Here is a 15,662-nt window from a genome sequence, read left to right as displayed (position 1 = left end):
CAAACGATCCCTTGGAGGACTGACCCCAACTGACTACGCCAAGACACTCATTCAAAAGCAGTTAAATTAACCCCCCGGACTCCAAAGCCTGGCGCTACTGAAAACGGGGGGACGTCGCATGGCTGCTTAACGTAGTGTCCAGAGACACAAAAAGTGCTCTATAAATCGGACTCTGCTCCATAAGTTGGCCATCAAATCCTCCTGAATGTGGCTTGCAGCCTCACTGCGGGCAGTTCTACCGCTTTATTAATCGTATCTCTATATTCTTGCAGGAGAGATGATGAATCAGGACGGTTCCCGGCCTACAGGGGAAACCAAGAGAATTCGGACAGAGGTAATCTAGGCCCACTTACGTCCCAAATCGGCCGTTTGCTCACCCCCTTACACGGCGGCCACAGACTACTAACTCCACAGACTTGCTATACAAATAATAGCTACTCAACATTATCGGACCGGGGCCACTGGCCAATTTGACAAATGGCCGTCACTCCGCCGCCTCCAACCCATTAGCAAAATGCTCCCGCATACACAACTGCGTGCGCCCCGCATCCCGCGCCAGCAGCGCATCCATGATGGCTTGATGCTCAGCCAGTGATTCGGCAATGCGCCCGGTCTTCAGCAGCGAGTTATGCCGGTTCAGCTTCATGACCTTGCGCAGGTCGGCCACCATCTGGTCGCGCCAGCGGTTGTTGGCGATGGCGAGCAGGCGCATGTGGAACTGTTCGTTCAGGGCGAAGAACTCGTCGGTGTTGGCTCTGCCGGGTTTGGCGGCCACTTCCAGCGCCTTGTGCAGCTTTTGCAGTTCGGCCAGTTCGGCGTCCGTGGCTTTGGTGGCGACCACGCCCGCCGCGTCGCTCTCCAGCAGGCTGAGCAGGTGGTACACGTCAGCCAGGTCGCTCTTGGACACCTCGGTCACATAGGCGCCGCGGCGCACTTTCATGGTCACCAGGCCTTCCGCGGCCAGCACCTTGAGCGCCTCGCGCAGCGGGGTGCGGCTGATGCCGTATTCCTCGGCGATTTTTAATTCGTCAATCCAGTTGCCAGGTTCCAGCTCGCGCTTGAAAATGCGCTGGCGCAGCAGCTCGGCCACTTCTTCATACAAAGGGCGTGGTGCGAGCTTACGTGGCCCCCACGCTCCGCCGCTCAGCGGGTCGCTGCCCCCAGAGGGGGCTGTTTCGCCTTGGGGCGGCCCGGCGTCGAAACTGCTGGTGAGGGGAGCGGATGTGGCGGCCATGTTGGTGCAAAGTGTAAGCTAAAACACAGATTCTGAATTCATAATTATGAATAATGTAAACTTCAGGCACCTTTTGAAACTGCCCGGGTTGGCCCCGGCGGGCACCGCATATGACTGACAAAAACCCCGAATTCAAAGCCGCCACGTTGGACGCCTGGGCCAAGGCCGCTGCCAAGTCCGCCCCCGGTGGCAACGTGGATGCGCTGAACTGGATCACGCCTGACGGTATTGCCGTCAAACCCCTTTACACCGCTGAAGACACGGCCAACCTGGCCTACACCAATACGCTGCCGGGTTTTGAGCCCTATTTGCGCGGCCCCCAGGCCACCATGTACGCCGTGCGCCCGTGGACCATCCGCCAATACGCCGGTTTTTCCACGGCTGAAGAATCCAACGCCTTCTACCGCAAGGCGCTGGCCGCGGGCGGGCAGGGCGTGTCGGTCGCGTTTGATCTGGCCACACACCGTGGCTACGACTCAGACCACCCGCGTGTGACCGGCGACGTCGGCAAGGCCGGTGTGGCCATTGACAGCGTGGAGGACATGAAGATACTGTTCGACCAGATCCCGCTGGACAAGGTCAGCGTGTCCATGACGATGAACGGTGCCGTGCTGCCGGTGCTGGCCGGCTATGTGGTTGCGGCTGAAGAGCAGGGCGTGGCACAAGACCAGTTGAGCGGAACGATTCAGAACGACATTCTGAAAGAGTTCATGGTGCGCAACACCTACATCTACCCGCCCGCCCCAAGCATGCGCATCATTGGCGACATCATCGAGTACACGGCGCAGCACATGCCCAAATTCAACTCGATCTCGATCAGCGGTTACCACATGCAAGAGGCCGGCGCCAACCAGGCGCTGGAACTGGCCTTTACGCTGGCGGATGGCAAGGAGTATGTGAAGACCGCCATTGCCAAGGGCATGGACGTGGACGCGTTTGCCGGGCGCCTGAGTTTCTTCTGGGCCATTGGCATGAACTTCTACCTGGAAGTGGCCAAGATGCGCGCCGCGCGCCTGCTGTGGTGCCGCATCATGAAGGGTTTTGACGCCAAGAACCCCAAGTCTCTGATGCTGCGCACGCATTGCCAGACCAGCGGCTGGTCGCTCACCGAGCAGGACCCGTACAACAACGTGGTGCGCACCACGATCGAAGCCATGGCCGCGGTGTTCGGCGGCACACAATCGCTGCACACCAATTCGTTTGACGAGGCCATTGCGCTGCCGACCGAGTTCAGCGCCCGCATCGCCCGCAACACCCAGCTCATCATCCAGGAAGAGACCCACATCACCAACGTCATCGACCCCTGGGCCGGTTCGTACATGATGGAAAAGCTGACGCAGGACATGGCAGACGCCGCCTGGGCCATCATCGACGAAGTGGAAGCCATAGGCGGCATGACCAAGGCCGTGGACAGCGGCTGGGCGAAGCTGAAGATCGAAGCGGCGGCGGCCGACAAGCAGGCACGCATCGACAGCGGGCAGGACGTCATCGTCGGTGTCAACAAGTACAAGCTGAAGACTGAAGATGCCATCGATGCGCGAGACATTGACAACGTAGCGGTGCGTGATTCGCAGATAGCCCGGCTCAAGGGCATCAAGCAAAAACGCGATGTAGCCCTCGTGGATGCTGCGTTAGCTGCTATTACTTCTGCAGCAGAGTCCAATTCTGGCAATCTGCTGGACCTGTCTATCAAAGCCATACGCCTGCGCGCCACCGTGGGTGAGGTGAGTGACGCCATGGAAAAGGCCTTCGGCCGCCACCGTGCCGATACCAACAAGGTCTCGGGCGTGTATGCCGCTGCTTTTGACGCCGCCACGGGGGATACGATGGAATACTGGAACGCACTCAAGGCCGACATTGCCGCCTTCGCCGAGACACAAGGCCGCCGCCCCCGCGTGATGATTGGCAAGCTGGGCCAGGACGGCCACGACCGCGGCGCCAAGGTGGTGGCCACCGCCTTTGCGGACCTGGGTTTTGACGTGGACATGGGCCCGCTGTTCCAAACGCCAGAAGAATGCGCGCGCCAGGCGATCGAGAACGACGTGCATGCCGTGGGCTTGTCCACATTGGCCGCCGGTCACAAGACGCTGGTGCCGGCCATCATTGCCGAACTCAAAAAGCAGGGCGCGGACGACATCGTCGTGTTTGTCGGCGGCGTGATCCCGCGGCAGGACTATGAGATGCTGTATGCCGCGGGCGTCAAGGGCATCTTTGGCCCCGGCACACCGATCCCGGTGTCGGCTCGTGAGGTGTTAAACCAAATCGAGAAAGCCCTGGGGTGAAACCCATGGCATCGCATAGCGGCTGGACCCTGGTGCTAGCCCAGGCCGACGACTTTGAAGCGCTGTTGGCTTTGCGCCTGCGTGCCATGCGCGAGAGCCTGACCCGCCTGGGCCGCTACGACGAGGCGCGTGCGCGCGAGCGCTTGGCCGATGGTTTTGTGCCTGAAAACACCCACCATATCGAAGTGCAGGGCCAACGTGTGGGGTTTTTGGTGCTCAAGCATTTGTCACATGCTTTCCGCCTGGACCATTTGTACATTGACCCGCCGTGGCAAAACCACGGCCTGGGTGCCAAGGCCATGCGCTGGGTGTGCAAACAGGCCGATGCCGAACAATTGCCAGTGGAGCTGTGTGCGCTGAAGGACAGCGATGCCAACCGCTTCTACCTGCGCTGGGGTTTTGCCAAAGTGGGCGAGGGCGATTGGGACAACGACTACCTGCGCATGCCCGCCACGCCCAGCGTGCGGGCCGTGCGCCGGTTTTGGGCGGCCCTGCAGGCGCGTGACTGGCCCAAGGCCCGCTCGTTGTTGTACGACGATGTGCAAACCGTGTGGTGGACCAGTGGTGAACGCATCGCCGGTGCCGATGCGTTGATCGACGTGAACGCGCGGTATCCCGAGGGCTGGACCATCCACCTGCTGGAGGTGGAGCACTTGCAGGACGGGCGTGTCATGTCACTGGCGCGTGTGGACCACCCACCACAACAATTTTTTGCGACCTCGTTTTTCCAGGTCGATGATGGGCGTATTGCCGGTGTCGACGAATACTGGGCCACTGTGGAGGCACCACCCGCCTGGCGCAGCCCAGATGCGTTTCCGGGCATCACCCGTTTTGACCCTAGCGCAGACCCGCGCTCCACGATGGCGCGTGCAGCGACAAACCCGCAATGACTGCCCCTGACGTTCATCCACTGCTGCAAGCTGTGTTGGGAAGTGCGGGCATGGCCCAACGCCGCGCGGTTGCCAAGGCCATCACGCTGCTAGAAAGCACCCGTGCCGACCACCGCACGCAGGCCGACGTGCTGTTGACGGCGTTGCTGCCACACACCGGCAAATCCCTGCGCCTTGGCATCAGCGGCGTGCCCGGCGTTGGCAAGTCCACCTTCATCGAAGCCCTGGGCCTGTATTTGATCGGCAAGGGCCACCGTGTGGCGGTGCTGACCATTGACCCCTCCAGCAGCGTATCGGGCGGCTCCATCCTGGGGGACAAAACGCGCATGGAGCATTTGTCGATGCGCGACGAGGCCTACATACGCCCCAGTCCCAGTAGCGGCACGCTGGGCGGTGTGGCCCAGAAGACGCGCGAGGCCATGCTGGTCTGCGAGGCGGCTGGGTACGACATCGTCATCGTCGAGACCGTAGGCGTCGGCCAGAGTGAGACAGCGGTGCACGGCATGACCGATATGTTTGTGCTGATGCAGTTGCCCAATGCGGGAGACGACCTGCAGGCTATCAAGAAAGGCGTCATGGAACTGGCGGATCTTGTGGTCATCAACAAGGCCGACATCGACCCTGATGCGGCCATGCGGGCGCGGGCGCAGATTAGCTCTGGCTTGCGTTTGCTGGGCATGCATGGCAGCCCGGACCACGATCCGCACATCAAAACCAATTGGCACCCCAAGGTAGTCCAGCTCAGCGCACTGAAAGGCACGGGCGTCGACACGTTTTGGGAATCGGTCACCGAATTCCAGACCTTGAATCACGCCAACGGCAAGCTGCAGCAGCGGCGCCAGCACCAGGCCCTCGCTTGGATGTGGGAGCGTATCGACGCCGGCCTCAAGCAAGCTTTCCGTCAAAACCCCGCTGTGCAGGCCAGCCTGCCCGAGATGACACGCGCCGTGGCCGCGGGGCGGCTGGCAGCCTCGACTGCAGCACGTAATCTGCTTGAAGCCCTCGCCGGCAGTGCGTAAGCAGCTACTAAATTTATAGCAATCTACATCTCCATTTTACCGATCACAGAAGAAGGACACCATGCAAGACATCCTTGAACAGTTAGAAGCCAAGCGCGAACTGGCCCGTTTGGGCGGCGGCGAAAAACGCATCGCCGCCCAGCACAAAAAAGGCAAACTGACCGCCCGCGAGCGGCTGGAGCTGCTGCTGGACGAGGGCACGTTCGAGGAGTGGGACATGTTTGTCGAACACCGCTGTGTGGATTTCGGCATGCAAGACCAGAAGATTCCCGGCGACGGCGTGGTCACCGGCTACGGCATGATCAACGGCCGCCTGGTGTTTGTGTTCAGCCAGGACTTCACGGTTTTTGGTGGTGCGTTGTCTGAGGCCCATGCCGAGAAAATTTGCAAGGTCATGGACCAGGCGATGAAGGTCGGTGCACCCGTCATCGGCCTCAACGACTCGGGTGGCGCGCGCATTCAGGAAGGCGTGGCATCGCTGGGTGGTTATGCCGATGTGTTCCAGCGCAATGTAATGGCCAGCGGCGTTATCCCGCAGATCAGCATGATCATGGGTCCCTCAGCCGGCGGCGCGGTTTACTCGCCAGCCATGACCGACTTCATCTTCATGGTGAAGGATTCGTCCTATATGTTCGTCACCGGCCCCGAAGTCGTGAAGACGGTGACGCATGAGGAGGTCACCGCCGAAGAGCTGGGTGGCGCCATTACCCACACCACCAAGAGTGGCGTAGCCGACCTTGCGTTTGAGAACGACGTGGAGGCGCTGCTGATGCTGCGCCGCCTGTACAACTACCTGCCGCTTTCCAACCGCGAGAAGGCGCCCGTGCGCAAGAGTGGCGACCCGGCCGACCGCATCGAGAAGAGCCTGGACACGCTGGTGCCCGACAACGCCAACAAGGCGTATGACATGAAGGAGCTGATCGTCAAAACCGTGGACGATGGCGATTTCTTTGAGATCCAACCCGAGTACGCCAAGAACATCATCATCGGCTTTGCACGCATGGATGGGCAGACTATTGGCATTGTGGCGAACCAGCCGCTGGTGTTGGCGGGTTGTCTGGACATCAAGAGCAGCATCAAGGCGGCGCGTTTTGTGCGGTTTTGTGATGCGTTCAATATCCCCGTCATCACCTTTGTGGATGTGCCCGGCTTCATGCCCGGCACCAGCCAGGAATACGGCGGCATCATCAAGCATGGTGCCAAGTTGCTGTACGCCTATGCGGAGTGCACGGTGCCCAAGATCACGGTCATTACGCGCAAGGCTTATGGCGGTGCGTATGACGTGATGGCGTCCAAGCATTTGCGCGGTGATGTCAACTTCGCTTGGCCCAATGCCGAGATTGCGGTGATGGGTGCCAAGGGCGCGGTGGAAATCATCTTCCGTGAAGACAAGGGTGACCCGGCCAAGCTGGCTGCGAAAGAGGCGGAGTACAAGGCGCGGTTTGCGAATCCGTTTGTGGCGGGCGCGCGGGGTTTTATTGATGATGTGATATTGCCTTCGGAGACGCGTAAGCGGATTTGCCGGTCGCTGGTGATGTTGAAAGACAAGAAGCTGGAGAACCCTTGGCGCAAGCACGGGAATATTCCACTGTGATTTCCATGCGTTTTGCCACGATTGTGGAACGCGCTGGATCGGGCTGCCCGGGCGTTTTGCTCCGTGTCCCCCGCGCTGCGCGCTCCTCCTTTACCTGCGCAAAACGCCCGGGCATCCCGATCCTGGAGGGGTGGTATGCCTAAGGCTGCGCATTGCTCGCAAGTTCGGGTTTTGACGGACATTCCGAATATTGGGAAGTCTATTGCTGGGGACTTGCGGGGGCTGGGCGTTTCCACGCCCGCTGAGGTTGCTGCTATGGACCCGATTGCGATGTATGACGCGTTGCGCACGCCGATGGGGTTGCGTCACGACCCCTGTGTGCTCGATACCTTTCTGGCCGCCAAAGAGTTCATGAATGGTGGCCCCGCTTTGCCTTGGTGGCATTTCACGCCGATCCGCAAAGCCAACAAATTGATTCCCGAATAGGAGAGATTCCCATGTTCACAAAAATCCTCATAGCCAACCGCGGCGAGATTGCATGCCGCGTCATCGCCACCGCCCGCAAGATGGGCATCAAGACCGTGGCCGTGTATTCCGATGCCGACAAGGAAGCACGCCACGTGGCGATGGCTGATGAGGCGGTCAATATCGGCCCCGCACCGAGCCGAGAGAGTTATCTGCTGGCGGACAAGATCATCGCCGCCTGCAAAAAAACCGGTGCGCAAGCCGTGCATCCGGGCTATGGTTTCTTGAGCGAGAACGCAGAGTTTTCCAAACGTGTGGAAGAAGAGGGGATCGTCTTCATCGGCCCCAAGCATTATTCGATCGGTGCCATGGGCGACAAGATCGAGTCCAAGAAGTTGGCGGGCAAGGCGGGCGTGAACTGCATCCCAGGCGTCAACGATGCAATTGAAACCGCGGAGAAAGCGGTGGAGATTGCCAAGGGCATTGGTTACCCGGTGATGATCAAGGCGTCGGCCGGTGGCGGTGGCAAGGGCCTGCGCGTGGCTTTCAATGACAAGGAAGCGTTCGAAGGTTTCACGTCCTGCCGCAACGAGGCGCGCAATAGCTTTGGCGATGACCGTGTGTTCATTGAGAAGTTTGTCGAAGAGCCCCGCCACATCGAGATCCAGTTGATTGGCGACAGCCACGGCAATGTGATTTATCTGAATGAGCGCGAATGCTCGATCCAGCGCCGCCACCAGAAGGTGATTGAAGAAGCACCGTCACCCTTCATCAGCGACGCGACCCGCAAGGCCATGGGTGAGCAGGCCGTGGCGCTGGCCAAGGCCGTCAAATACCAAAGCGCGGGCACTGTGGAGTTTGTGGTCGGCAAGGATCAAAGCTTCTACTTTTTGGAGATGAACACGCGTCTGCAGGTGGAGCACCCGGTCACCGAATGCATCACGGGGCTGGACCTTGTGGAACTGATGATCCGCGTGGCGGCGGGCGAAAAGCTGCCGTTGACGCAGGCCGATGTCAAACGCAATGGCTGGGCTATTGAATGCCGCATCAATGCCGAGGACCCGTTTCGCAACTTCTTGCCCAGCACGGGCCGCCTGGTGCGCTTTGCACCGCCCGCGCAGACCATGTGGCAGGGCAATACCGACGCACTGATGGGTGTGCGGGTCGACACCGGGGTGCAAGACGGTGGCGAGATCCCAATGTTTTATGATTCGATGATCGCCAAGCTGATCGTGCATGGCACGGACCGCAATGATGCGATTGCCAAGATGCGCGAGGCGCTGAATGGCTTTGTGATCCGCGGCATCAGCAGCAATATTCCGTTCCAGGCAGCGCTGCTTGCACACCCCAAGTTCGTGGCGGGCGACTTCAACACCGGTTTCATTGCCGAGAACTATGGCAAGGGTTTTGCGGCCGAAGACGTGCCGCACCCAGATCCGTCCTTTCTCGTCGCCCTGGCCGCCTTTGTGCGCCGCAAGTCGCGTGAGCGCGCGGCGGGCATCAGCGGGCAGCTGCCGGGGTATGGTGTGCAGGTTGGCAAAGACTATGTCGTCGTGACGCTGGCGCAGGATGGCAAACATGCCTATACGCCGGTGCATGTGGATGAGTTTGTCGGCGAGACCGGTTCGGCCCGGGTGCGGGTGGGCGCAAGCAGCTATGAAATCCGCAGTCGTTCACGCATCAACGACATTGCCATCACCGGCACTGTGAACGGTGCGCTATTCACTGCCCAGTTGGAACGCGGCACGCCCAAGAACCCGCTGGCCTTGCGTCTGCAGCACAATGGCACGCGGATCGACGCGCTGGTCATCTCGCCACGCATGGCCGAATTACATGCGCTGATGCCGCACAAGGCGCCGCCTGATCTAAGCCGCTACGTGTTGTCGCCGATGCCCGGCCTGCTGGTGGACGTGGCGGTTGTGCCGGGGCAAAGGGTGCAGGCCGGCGAACGTGTGGCGGTGATTGAGGCGATGAAGATGGAGAACGTGCTGTTCGCTGCCGCCGATGGCGTGGTGGGCAAGGTGCTGGCGGCCAAGGGTGAGTCGCTGACGGTGGACCAGCCCATTGTGGAATTCGCATGAGTGCGAAGCTTGAATTCGCGTAAACGCGAAGATGGAATCCGCAAAAATATGCGAAAGTGAAGCTCGTCCAATAGGGGAGGTTGTAGACATGTTGCGTCCGTTTCACGTGCTGGGTATCCAGCAAATCGCCATCGGTGCTTCCGATAAAAAGCGCCTGCACAAGCTGTGGGTGGACATGCTGGGCCTTGAGGTCACCGGCACCTACCGCAGCGAGTCCGAGAACGTAGACGAAGATATATGCGCGATAGGCGCAGGTGCCTTCAAGGTTGAGGTAGACCTGATGCAACCGCTGGACCCCGAGAAAAAGCCCGCCGTGCAAAACACCCCGCTGAACCATGTGGGCCTGTGGATTGATGACCTGGCCACCGCCGTGGAATGGCTCACAGCACAGGGTGTGCGCTTTGCGCCGGGTGGTATTCGCAAGGGCGCATCCGGTTTCGACGTGTGTTTTTTGCACCCCAAGAGCAATGACGAATTCCCAATTGGCGGCGAAGGCGTCTTGATTGAACTGGTGCAGGCGCCGCCCGACGTGGTCAAGGCCTTTTCGCAATTGGCCCACCCTGGCCAAAGCCGCTAAGCCCGCACACGTTTAGCGATGACAGTTTTGGAGACGGCGTTGGGGCACCAACAAGAGTTGTGGTTGGCGTTACTGGTGGTGGCCATCGTCGCCAGCATTTTCCGCACGGTGCGCCCCGGCGAGCGGCGGCCGCTACGGGTGACCTGGGGCCTGTGGTTTCTGTCGCTGTTGGCTTTGTTGGCGGTGTCGGGCTTGCGCGGCTCGCCCATGCTGGCGCGCACGTCGCTGGAACTGGCCATTGTGCTCGGTGGCCTGTCGGCCATCCACCTGCTGGCCACCATCGCTTTCCGCGCGGTGCTGCCGCGCCTGGGGCTCAGCGTGCCGCGCATTGCCCATGACCTGACCTTTACCGGTATTTCGCTGGCTTGGGGTTTGGTGTGCCTGCGTTTGTCGGGTGTGGACCCCACCCAGCTGTTTGCCACGTCTGCCATTTTGACCGCCGTGCTGGCGTTTGCGATGCAAGACACGCTGGGCAATGTGCTCGGTGGCGTCACATTGCAGTTGGACAATTCGCTGCGCGTCGGCGATTGGGTCAAGGTGGACGATGTCAGCGGCCGGGTCACCGATGTGCACTGGCGCTTCACCGCCATACAGACCCGTAATAACGAACTCGTAATCCTGCCCAACAGCTGGTTGATGAAAAACCGTTTCACGGTGCTACGCTCGTCCGACGGTGCCCCCTATGCATGGCGGCGTGCCGTGCACTTCAATATCGAGGCCGGTTCCGACCCCGAGTCGGTCATTCGCGCGCTGGAGCGCGCAGTGCTGGACGCCGAAATCCCATACGTGCTGACCGTGCCGCCACCCACTGCCATCCTCAGCGAGCTAGGGTCCGGCTACAGCCGTTATACCTTGCGCTATTGGCTGAGTGACCCGCAGTTTGACGATCCGGGCGACTCATCGGTGCGGGTGCACGCACTGGCCGCACTGGCGCGCGCCGGCCTGCAGCTGGGTGTGCCGCTGGAAGAGCGCCTGATGGTCAAGGAGAACGACAGCCGGCGTGCGGCCGAGAGCGAACGCGATGCGCACAGGCGGCTGGAAGCCATCCGCCACACCGACCTGTTTGCCAATTTGCCGCTCGAAGAGCAGCAGATGTTGGCGGGGCACCTGGTGCACGCACCGTTTGCGGCCGGCGATGTCATTACCCGCCAGGGGGCGGTTGCGCACTGGCTGTACCTGATCATCCGCGGCGAGGCCCGCGTGCTGGTTGACAGCCCGCAGGGGCGGCTGAATGTGGCCACGTTGCGTGACGGCGCCATTTTTGGTGAGATGGGCATGCTGACGGGCGAGGCGCGCAGTGCATCGGTCATGGCCGTTACCGCGGTCGATTGCTACCGCCTGGACAAGGCGGGCTTCGCAAAGGTCGTGCAGCAGCGGCCCGAGATCGCGACGGAAATGACGGCCATCGTTGCAGCGCGCAATGCTGAGCGCGGTGTGCTGCTTGCGCAGGCTGGACAGCCGGTGGTCAGCAACGACGACTTACTGGGACGCATCCGCAAATTTTTCGCGTTGCGCGGTTAATAGGTCCTGATCATCAGGCTTTTACCTAGTTAGAAGGGGTGCTGCCGACGTAGACTGAACCAATCTGGTGCGTCCGTCCTCTAACGAGGCGCACGGGACAGGCCCATCGTCCTGGTACGGTGTAGCGGGGTGTTTGATATGGGATTCTCCAAGTTGCTGGGTCCGGGGTTGCGCTTGATGCGGCACTTGTCGTTTGGCGGCAAATTTGTGCTGGTCGCGTTCTTGTCGATGCTGCCTGTGCTATTTGTGCTGGGGCAGACGGTATTGGGCGATGGCACCGGCCCGGGCATGGCCAGCATGGTGACCCTCAGCGTTATGGCGGCTGTTCTGGTCTATTGCCTGGTGGCGTTGTACCAGAGCGTGACGCAGGATTTGGGCGTTGTGGTCGCCGCTGTGGACCGTATGGTAGCTGGCGATCTGCGCCAGACCTTAACCCCCAACGGTCGCGACGAACTGGGTCGCCTGGTGGGTGCGGTCGGCCAGTTTGGCCGCACTGTGTCGACCATGGTGGCCAATGTGCGCAGCAACGCCGCTTTCGTCAACCACGCCGGCAGAAGCCTGGCCCGGGGCAGCAGCGATTTGTCGGACCGCACCGAGCAGCAGGCCGCCAATCTGGAGCAGACCGCCGCTAGCGTCGAAGAGCTGTCATCCACTGTGCAAGAAAACGCCAACACCGCCAGCCGTGCCAATGGCAAGGCCAGCGAGGTGCGCGATGTGGCCGACCAGGGTGCCACGACGATGGCGCAGGCCGTGCAGTCGGTCGAGGCCATACAGGCCAGCGCCAAGCGCATGGACGAAATCGTGGGCGTCATCGATGGCCTTGCCTTCCAGACCAATATCCTGGCGCTGAATGCAGCGGTCGAAGCGGCCCGCGCCGGCGAATCGGGCCGCGGATTTGCTGTTGTGGCCAGCGAGGTGCGGTCCCTGGCCCAGCGCTCGGCCGAGTCGGCCAAAGAAATCCGCCAGCTGATTGGCGCATCGTCCAGCCAGGTGGCTGCGAGCGTGGAGAAAATCCGCGTTGCCGGGACGACGATCAACCAGGTGGTCGGGGGCATACGCGACGTGGCCGCCAGCATGTCGCAAATCTCCACTTCCAGTGCCGAGCAAAGCGCGAGCCTCAGCGAAATCACGTCCGCCGTCCGCCAACTGGACGAGATCACTCAGCGCAATGCCCAGATGGTGGAACAGGCCGTGACCCAGGCGGTGGCAATGGAAGGGCGGGCCAGCACCCTGGTGGAGTCCGTGGCGCTGTTCAAGCTGCAACAGGGCTCGGCGGAAGAGGCGCTGGACCTGGTGCAACGCGCCGTGGCCTACCGTCAGCACACGTCCAAAGACGCCTACCTGCGCGACGTGACCGATGCGACCAAGGGCTTCTTTGACCGTGACATGTATGTGTTTGTGCTGGATGAAAACGGCCGTTATGTGGCCTTTGGCGGCAACCCGGCCAAGGTGGGTACGCGCGTGCAAGACATTGCCGGCATCGACGGCCAGGGCCTGCTCAATTCCATTGTTGGCCAGGCCGACTACGAGCCGGGCTGGGTGGAGTACGACATTGCCAACCCGACCACCGGCAAGGTGCAGGCCAAGATGTCTTTCGTGCAGAAAGTAGACGGACTCTACGTGGGCTGCGGCGTCTACAAGAACCTGGTGAGCTAGTCGGGCGAGGATTCGCCGGCGCGTTTAGCCCGAGCCCGGGCCATGGCTGCCTCAATGATTGCGCGTTTCTTGTCCAGCGCAGCGGTAACGGTGATGCTGGAATGGGCTGCCAGATCCGCAAGCTTGGCCTGTACCTTTGCCTTTTGCTGCTGCGCATGCTCGGCCGTGGACCGTGCGACGCGTTCGCTCTTCGCGGCGTAGCGGCTGCGGGCCAGCTCAGCCAGGGGTTGGGACCAGGCGGCCCAACCGGTGGCGTCACCACTGGCGTTCTCCAGCTTGATGCAGTCCACCGGGCAGACGGGCAAACACAACTCGCACCCGGTGCAATAGGCCTCGATGACGGTATGCATGCGCTTGTTGCTACCCATGATGGCGTCGGTGGGACAGGCGTCCAGGCACAGCGTGCAGCCAATGCACCAGTCTTCATCGATGAAGACAACCTGGCGCGGTGCCTCCAGGCCAAACGCGGGGTTTAGCGGCTTGACGGGCAGGGCCGTGATCTGCGCCAGCCGTTCAACGCCTGCCCGGCCCCCGGGCGGGCACTGGTTGATGTCGGCCTGACCGGCCTCTATGGCCTGGGCGTAACCCGCGCAGTCCGGATAGCCGCAACGCGTGCACTGGGTTTGCGGCAGCGCATCCAGTATGCGGGCGGCCAGCGCCCCCAGCGGTTGCGCCAGTGTGCTCACTTCTTGGCGGTTGCCTTGGCCGAGGTGCGTTTAGGCGCTATCTTTTTGGTAGCTGCTTGCGCGCGCTGCACGGGGGCTGCGGCCGGTTTTTGTGTAGAGGTCTTGGCTACGGCGACTTGTCTGCTGGCAACCGCTTGCGCTTTGGCAACCGCAGGTTTTGCAGCCGGTTTGGCAGCCGGTGCCACCGCTGGTTTAGGTGCCCGCCTGTCGGCGACGGCAGGGGTGCTGGGAACGTGGTTGGCCAGGATAAATGACTTCACCTGCGGGTAGACCAGATCGCGCCAGCGCCGACCCGAGAAGATCCCGTAGTGGCCAGCTCCCTTGGCTTCAAAATGCTTTTGCATGCTGCGCGGCACACCGGTGCAGATGTCGTGCACGGCCTGCGTCTGGCCGGAGCCGGAGATGTCGTCCAGCTCACCCTCCACCGACATCAGTGCGGTAGTCTTGATGTCTTCGGGGCGTACGCGCTCGACCTTGCCGTTGATGCCCTTGACGTCCCAGGTGCCATGGACCAGGCAGAAGTCCTGGAAAACGACCTTGATCGTGTCCAGGTAGTAGTTGGCATCCATATCCAGCACGGCGTTGTATTCGTCGTAGAACTTGCGATGGGCTTCGGTGCTGGCGTCGTCACCCTTGATCAGATCCTTGAAGTAGTCGTAGTGGCTGGTGGCATGGTTGCTGGGGTTCATGGCCACAAAGCCGGTGTACTGCAAGAAGCCGGGGTAGACACGGCGGCCCGCGCCAGGGAAGTTGGACGGCACGCGGAAGATGACGTTGTTCTCAAACCAGCTGTAGCTCTTGTTCATGGCCAGGTTGTTGACGGCAGTGGGCGATTTGCGCGCGTCTATGGGGCCGCCCATCATGGTCATCGACAGCGGCGTGGCCTCGCCGCGGCTGGCCATCAGCGACACGGCTGCCAACACCGGCACCGTGGGCTGGCAGACACTCATCACGTGGCAATTGCCGTACTTGCCCTGCACGTGGCGGATGAATTCTTGCACGTAGTTGACGTAATCGTCCAGGTTAAACCCACCCTCAGACAGCGGCACCAGGCGGGCATTCTTCCAGTCGGTGATGTAGACCTTGTGGTCCTTCAGCATGGTCTTGACGGTGTCACGCAACAGCGTGGCGTAGTGGCCCGACAGCGGGGCGACGACCAGCACAGCCGGCTGGCCCTTGATTTTTTCCAACGTGTCGTTGTCGTCTGTAAAGCGCTTGAAACGGCGCAGTTCACAGAAAGGCTTGCTGATTTCCACCCGCTCGTGGATGGCGACTTCCACGCCGTCCACATCAATGGTGCGCAGGCCGAATTCAGGTTTTTCGTAGTCCTTGCCCAGGCGGTGCAACAGGTCGTAGCCCGCGGAGATGCGTTGCGCAAAAGGGTTTTGGCCGGCCAGGGTCAGCGGGTTGCCGAACACTTTGGCAGCAGTCTGGGCCAGGTCTGAAAAGGGCTCCATCAAAGACCGCTGGGTTTCGTAGAACTGGTACAGCATGGGGAGTCTCGCTTTCGGAAAAACGCTTCAAAAGTTGAAATGTTGCAGTGCAATATACCAGTTTTACATCCAGCCGGTGTGGCCAATTGCACCTACGACAGCCCGTAGATTTCCGGTGTCTGTCAGGCTACTGAAAGGGTTTTTAGCCAAGCCGCCAGGCGCAGCATTGCCAAGATCCCAATTTAAAGAGCGCGAAAGCCGCTATATTTTTGATAGCTGCTTAC

At 60.9% G+C, this 15,662-nt stretch carries 12 protein-coding genes; 9 read left to right on the top strand and 3 right to left on the bottom strand.

What is annotated here, in order from left to right; translation table 11 throughout:
- Nucleotides 1-484: 484 nt before the first annotated feature.
- Entirely contained in the window at nucleotides 485-1,234 is a 750-nt protein-coding gene (locus AC097P_RS21645) for a GntR family transcriptional regulator (protein ID WP_479612511.1), read from the bottom strand.
- A 110-nt stretch (nucleotides 1,235-1,344) separates the two neighbouring features.
- Here AC097P_RS21645 and scpA point away from each other — a divergent pair, with 110 nt between their 5' ends.
- The 9 genes from scpA to AC097P_RS21600 all read left to right on the top strand — a co-directional run bounded on the left by scpA (nucleotide 1,345) and on the right by AC097P_RS21600 (nucleotide 13,259).
- A complete protein-coding gene (gene scpA / locus AC097P_RS21640) occupies nucleotides 1,345-3,516 on the top strand; it encodes a methylmalonyl-CoA mutase (protein ID WP_479612510.1) in 2,172 nt (723 codons plus the stop codon).
- Between the two features lie 5 nt (nucleotides 3,517-3,521).
- Nucleotides 3,522-4,406: a GNAT family N-acetyltransferase gene (locus AC097P_RS21635; protein WP_479612509.1), complete on the top strand. Its 885-nt coding sequence runs from the start codon at nucleotides 3,522-3,524 to the stop codon at nucleotides 4,404-4,406.
- Nucleotides 4,403-5,425 (top strand): methylmalonyl Co-A mutase-associated GTPase MeaB, encoded by a 1,023-nt coding sequence (gene meaB, locus AC097P_RS21630; RefSeq protein ID WP_479612508.1) that lies wholly within the window; start codon nucleotides 4,403-4,405, stop codon nucleotides 5,423-5,425. Before AC097P_RS21635 ends, meaB begins: the two co-directional genes overlap by 4 nt.
- 61 nt (nucleotides 5,426-5,486) lie before the next feature.
- A complete protein-coding gene (locus tag AC097P_RS21625) occupies nucleotides 5,487-7,019 on the top strand; it encodes an acyl-CoA carboxylase subunit beta (RefSeq protein WP_479612507.1) in 1,533 nt (510 codons plus the stop codon).
- Nucleotides 7,020-7,154: 135 nt separating this feature from the next.
- On the top strand, nucleotides 7,155-7,445 hold the full coding sequence (locus AC097P_RS21620) for a helix-hairpin-helix domain-containing protein (protein ID WP_479612506.1): 291 nt from the start codon (nucleotides 7,155-7,157) through the stop codon (nucleotides 7,443-7,445).
- 11 nt (nucleotides 7,446-7,456) lie between these two features.
- Nucleotides 7,457-9,505 (top strand): acetyl-CoA carboxylase biotin carboxylase subunit, encoded by a 2,049-nt coding sequence (locus AC097P_RS21615; RefSeq protein WP_479612505.1) that lies wholly within the window; start codon nucleotides 7,457-7,459, stop codon nucleotides 9,503-9,505.
- 88 nt (nucleotides 9,506-9,593) lie between these two features.
- A complete protein-coding gene (locus AC097P_RS21610; protein WP_479612504.1) occupies nucleotides 9,594-10,082 on the top strand; it encodes a VOC family protein in 489 nt (162 codons plus the stop codon).
- 39 nt (nucleotides 10,083-10,121) lie between these two features.
- Nucleotides 10,122-11,603 carry a cyclic nucleotide-binding domain-containing protein gene (locus AC097P_RS21605; RefSeq protein ID WP_479612503.1) on the top strand — a complete coding sequence of 494 codons (1,482 nt, stop codon included), beginning with the start codon at nucleotides 10,122-10,124 and terminating at the stop codon, nucleotides 11,601-11,603.
- Nucleotides 11,604-11,741: 138 nt separating this feature from the next.
- A complete protein-coding gene (locus AC097P_RS21600; protein ID WP_479612502.1) occupies nucleotides 11,742-13,259 on the top strand; it encodes a methyl-accepting chemotaxis protein in 1,518 nt (505 codons plus the stop codon).
- Here the strand turns inward: AC097P_RS21600 and AC097P_RS21595 are convergent.
- Nucleotides 13,256-13,945: an RnfABCDGE type electron transport complex subunit B gene (locus AC097P_RS21595; protein WP_479612501.1), complete on the bottom strand. Its 690-nt coding sequence runs from the start codon at nucleotides 13,943-13,945 to the stop codon at nucleotides 13,256-13,258. The genes AC097P_RS21600 and AC097P_RS21595 overlap by 4 nt on opposite strands.
- The gene (locus tag AC097P_RS21590) at nucleotides 13,942-15,438 is read right to left on the bottom strand and encodes a polyhydroxyalkanoate depolymerase (RefSeq protein ID WP_479612500.1); all 1,497 of its coding nucleotides are present in this window, start codon (nucleotides 15,436-15,438) and stop codon (nucleotides 13,942-13,944) included. The genes AC097P_RS21595 and AC097P_RS21590 overlap by 4 nt, the downstream gene beginning before the upstream one ends.
- Nucleotides 15,439-15,662: the final 224 nt, after the last annotated feature.

Source organism: Rhodoferax sp. ZS1R8 (assembly GCF_056521325.1).
The sequence above is the reverse complement of the archived record's forward strand: the minus strand, read 5'-3'. Positions and strand labels throughout refer to the sequence as shown.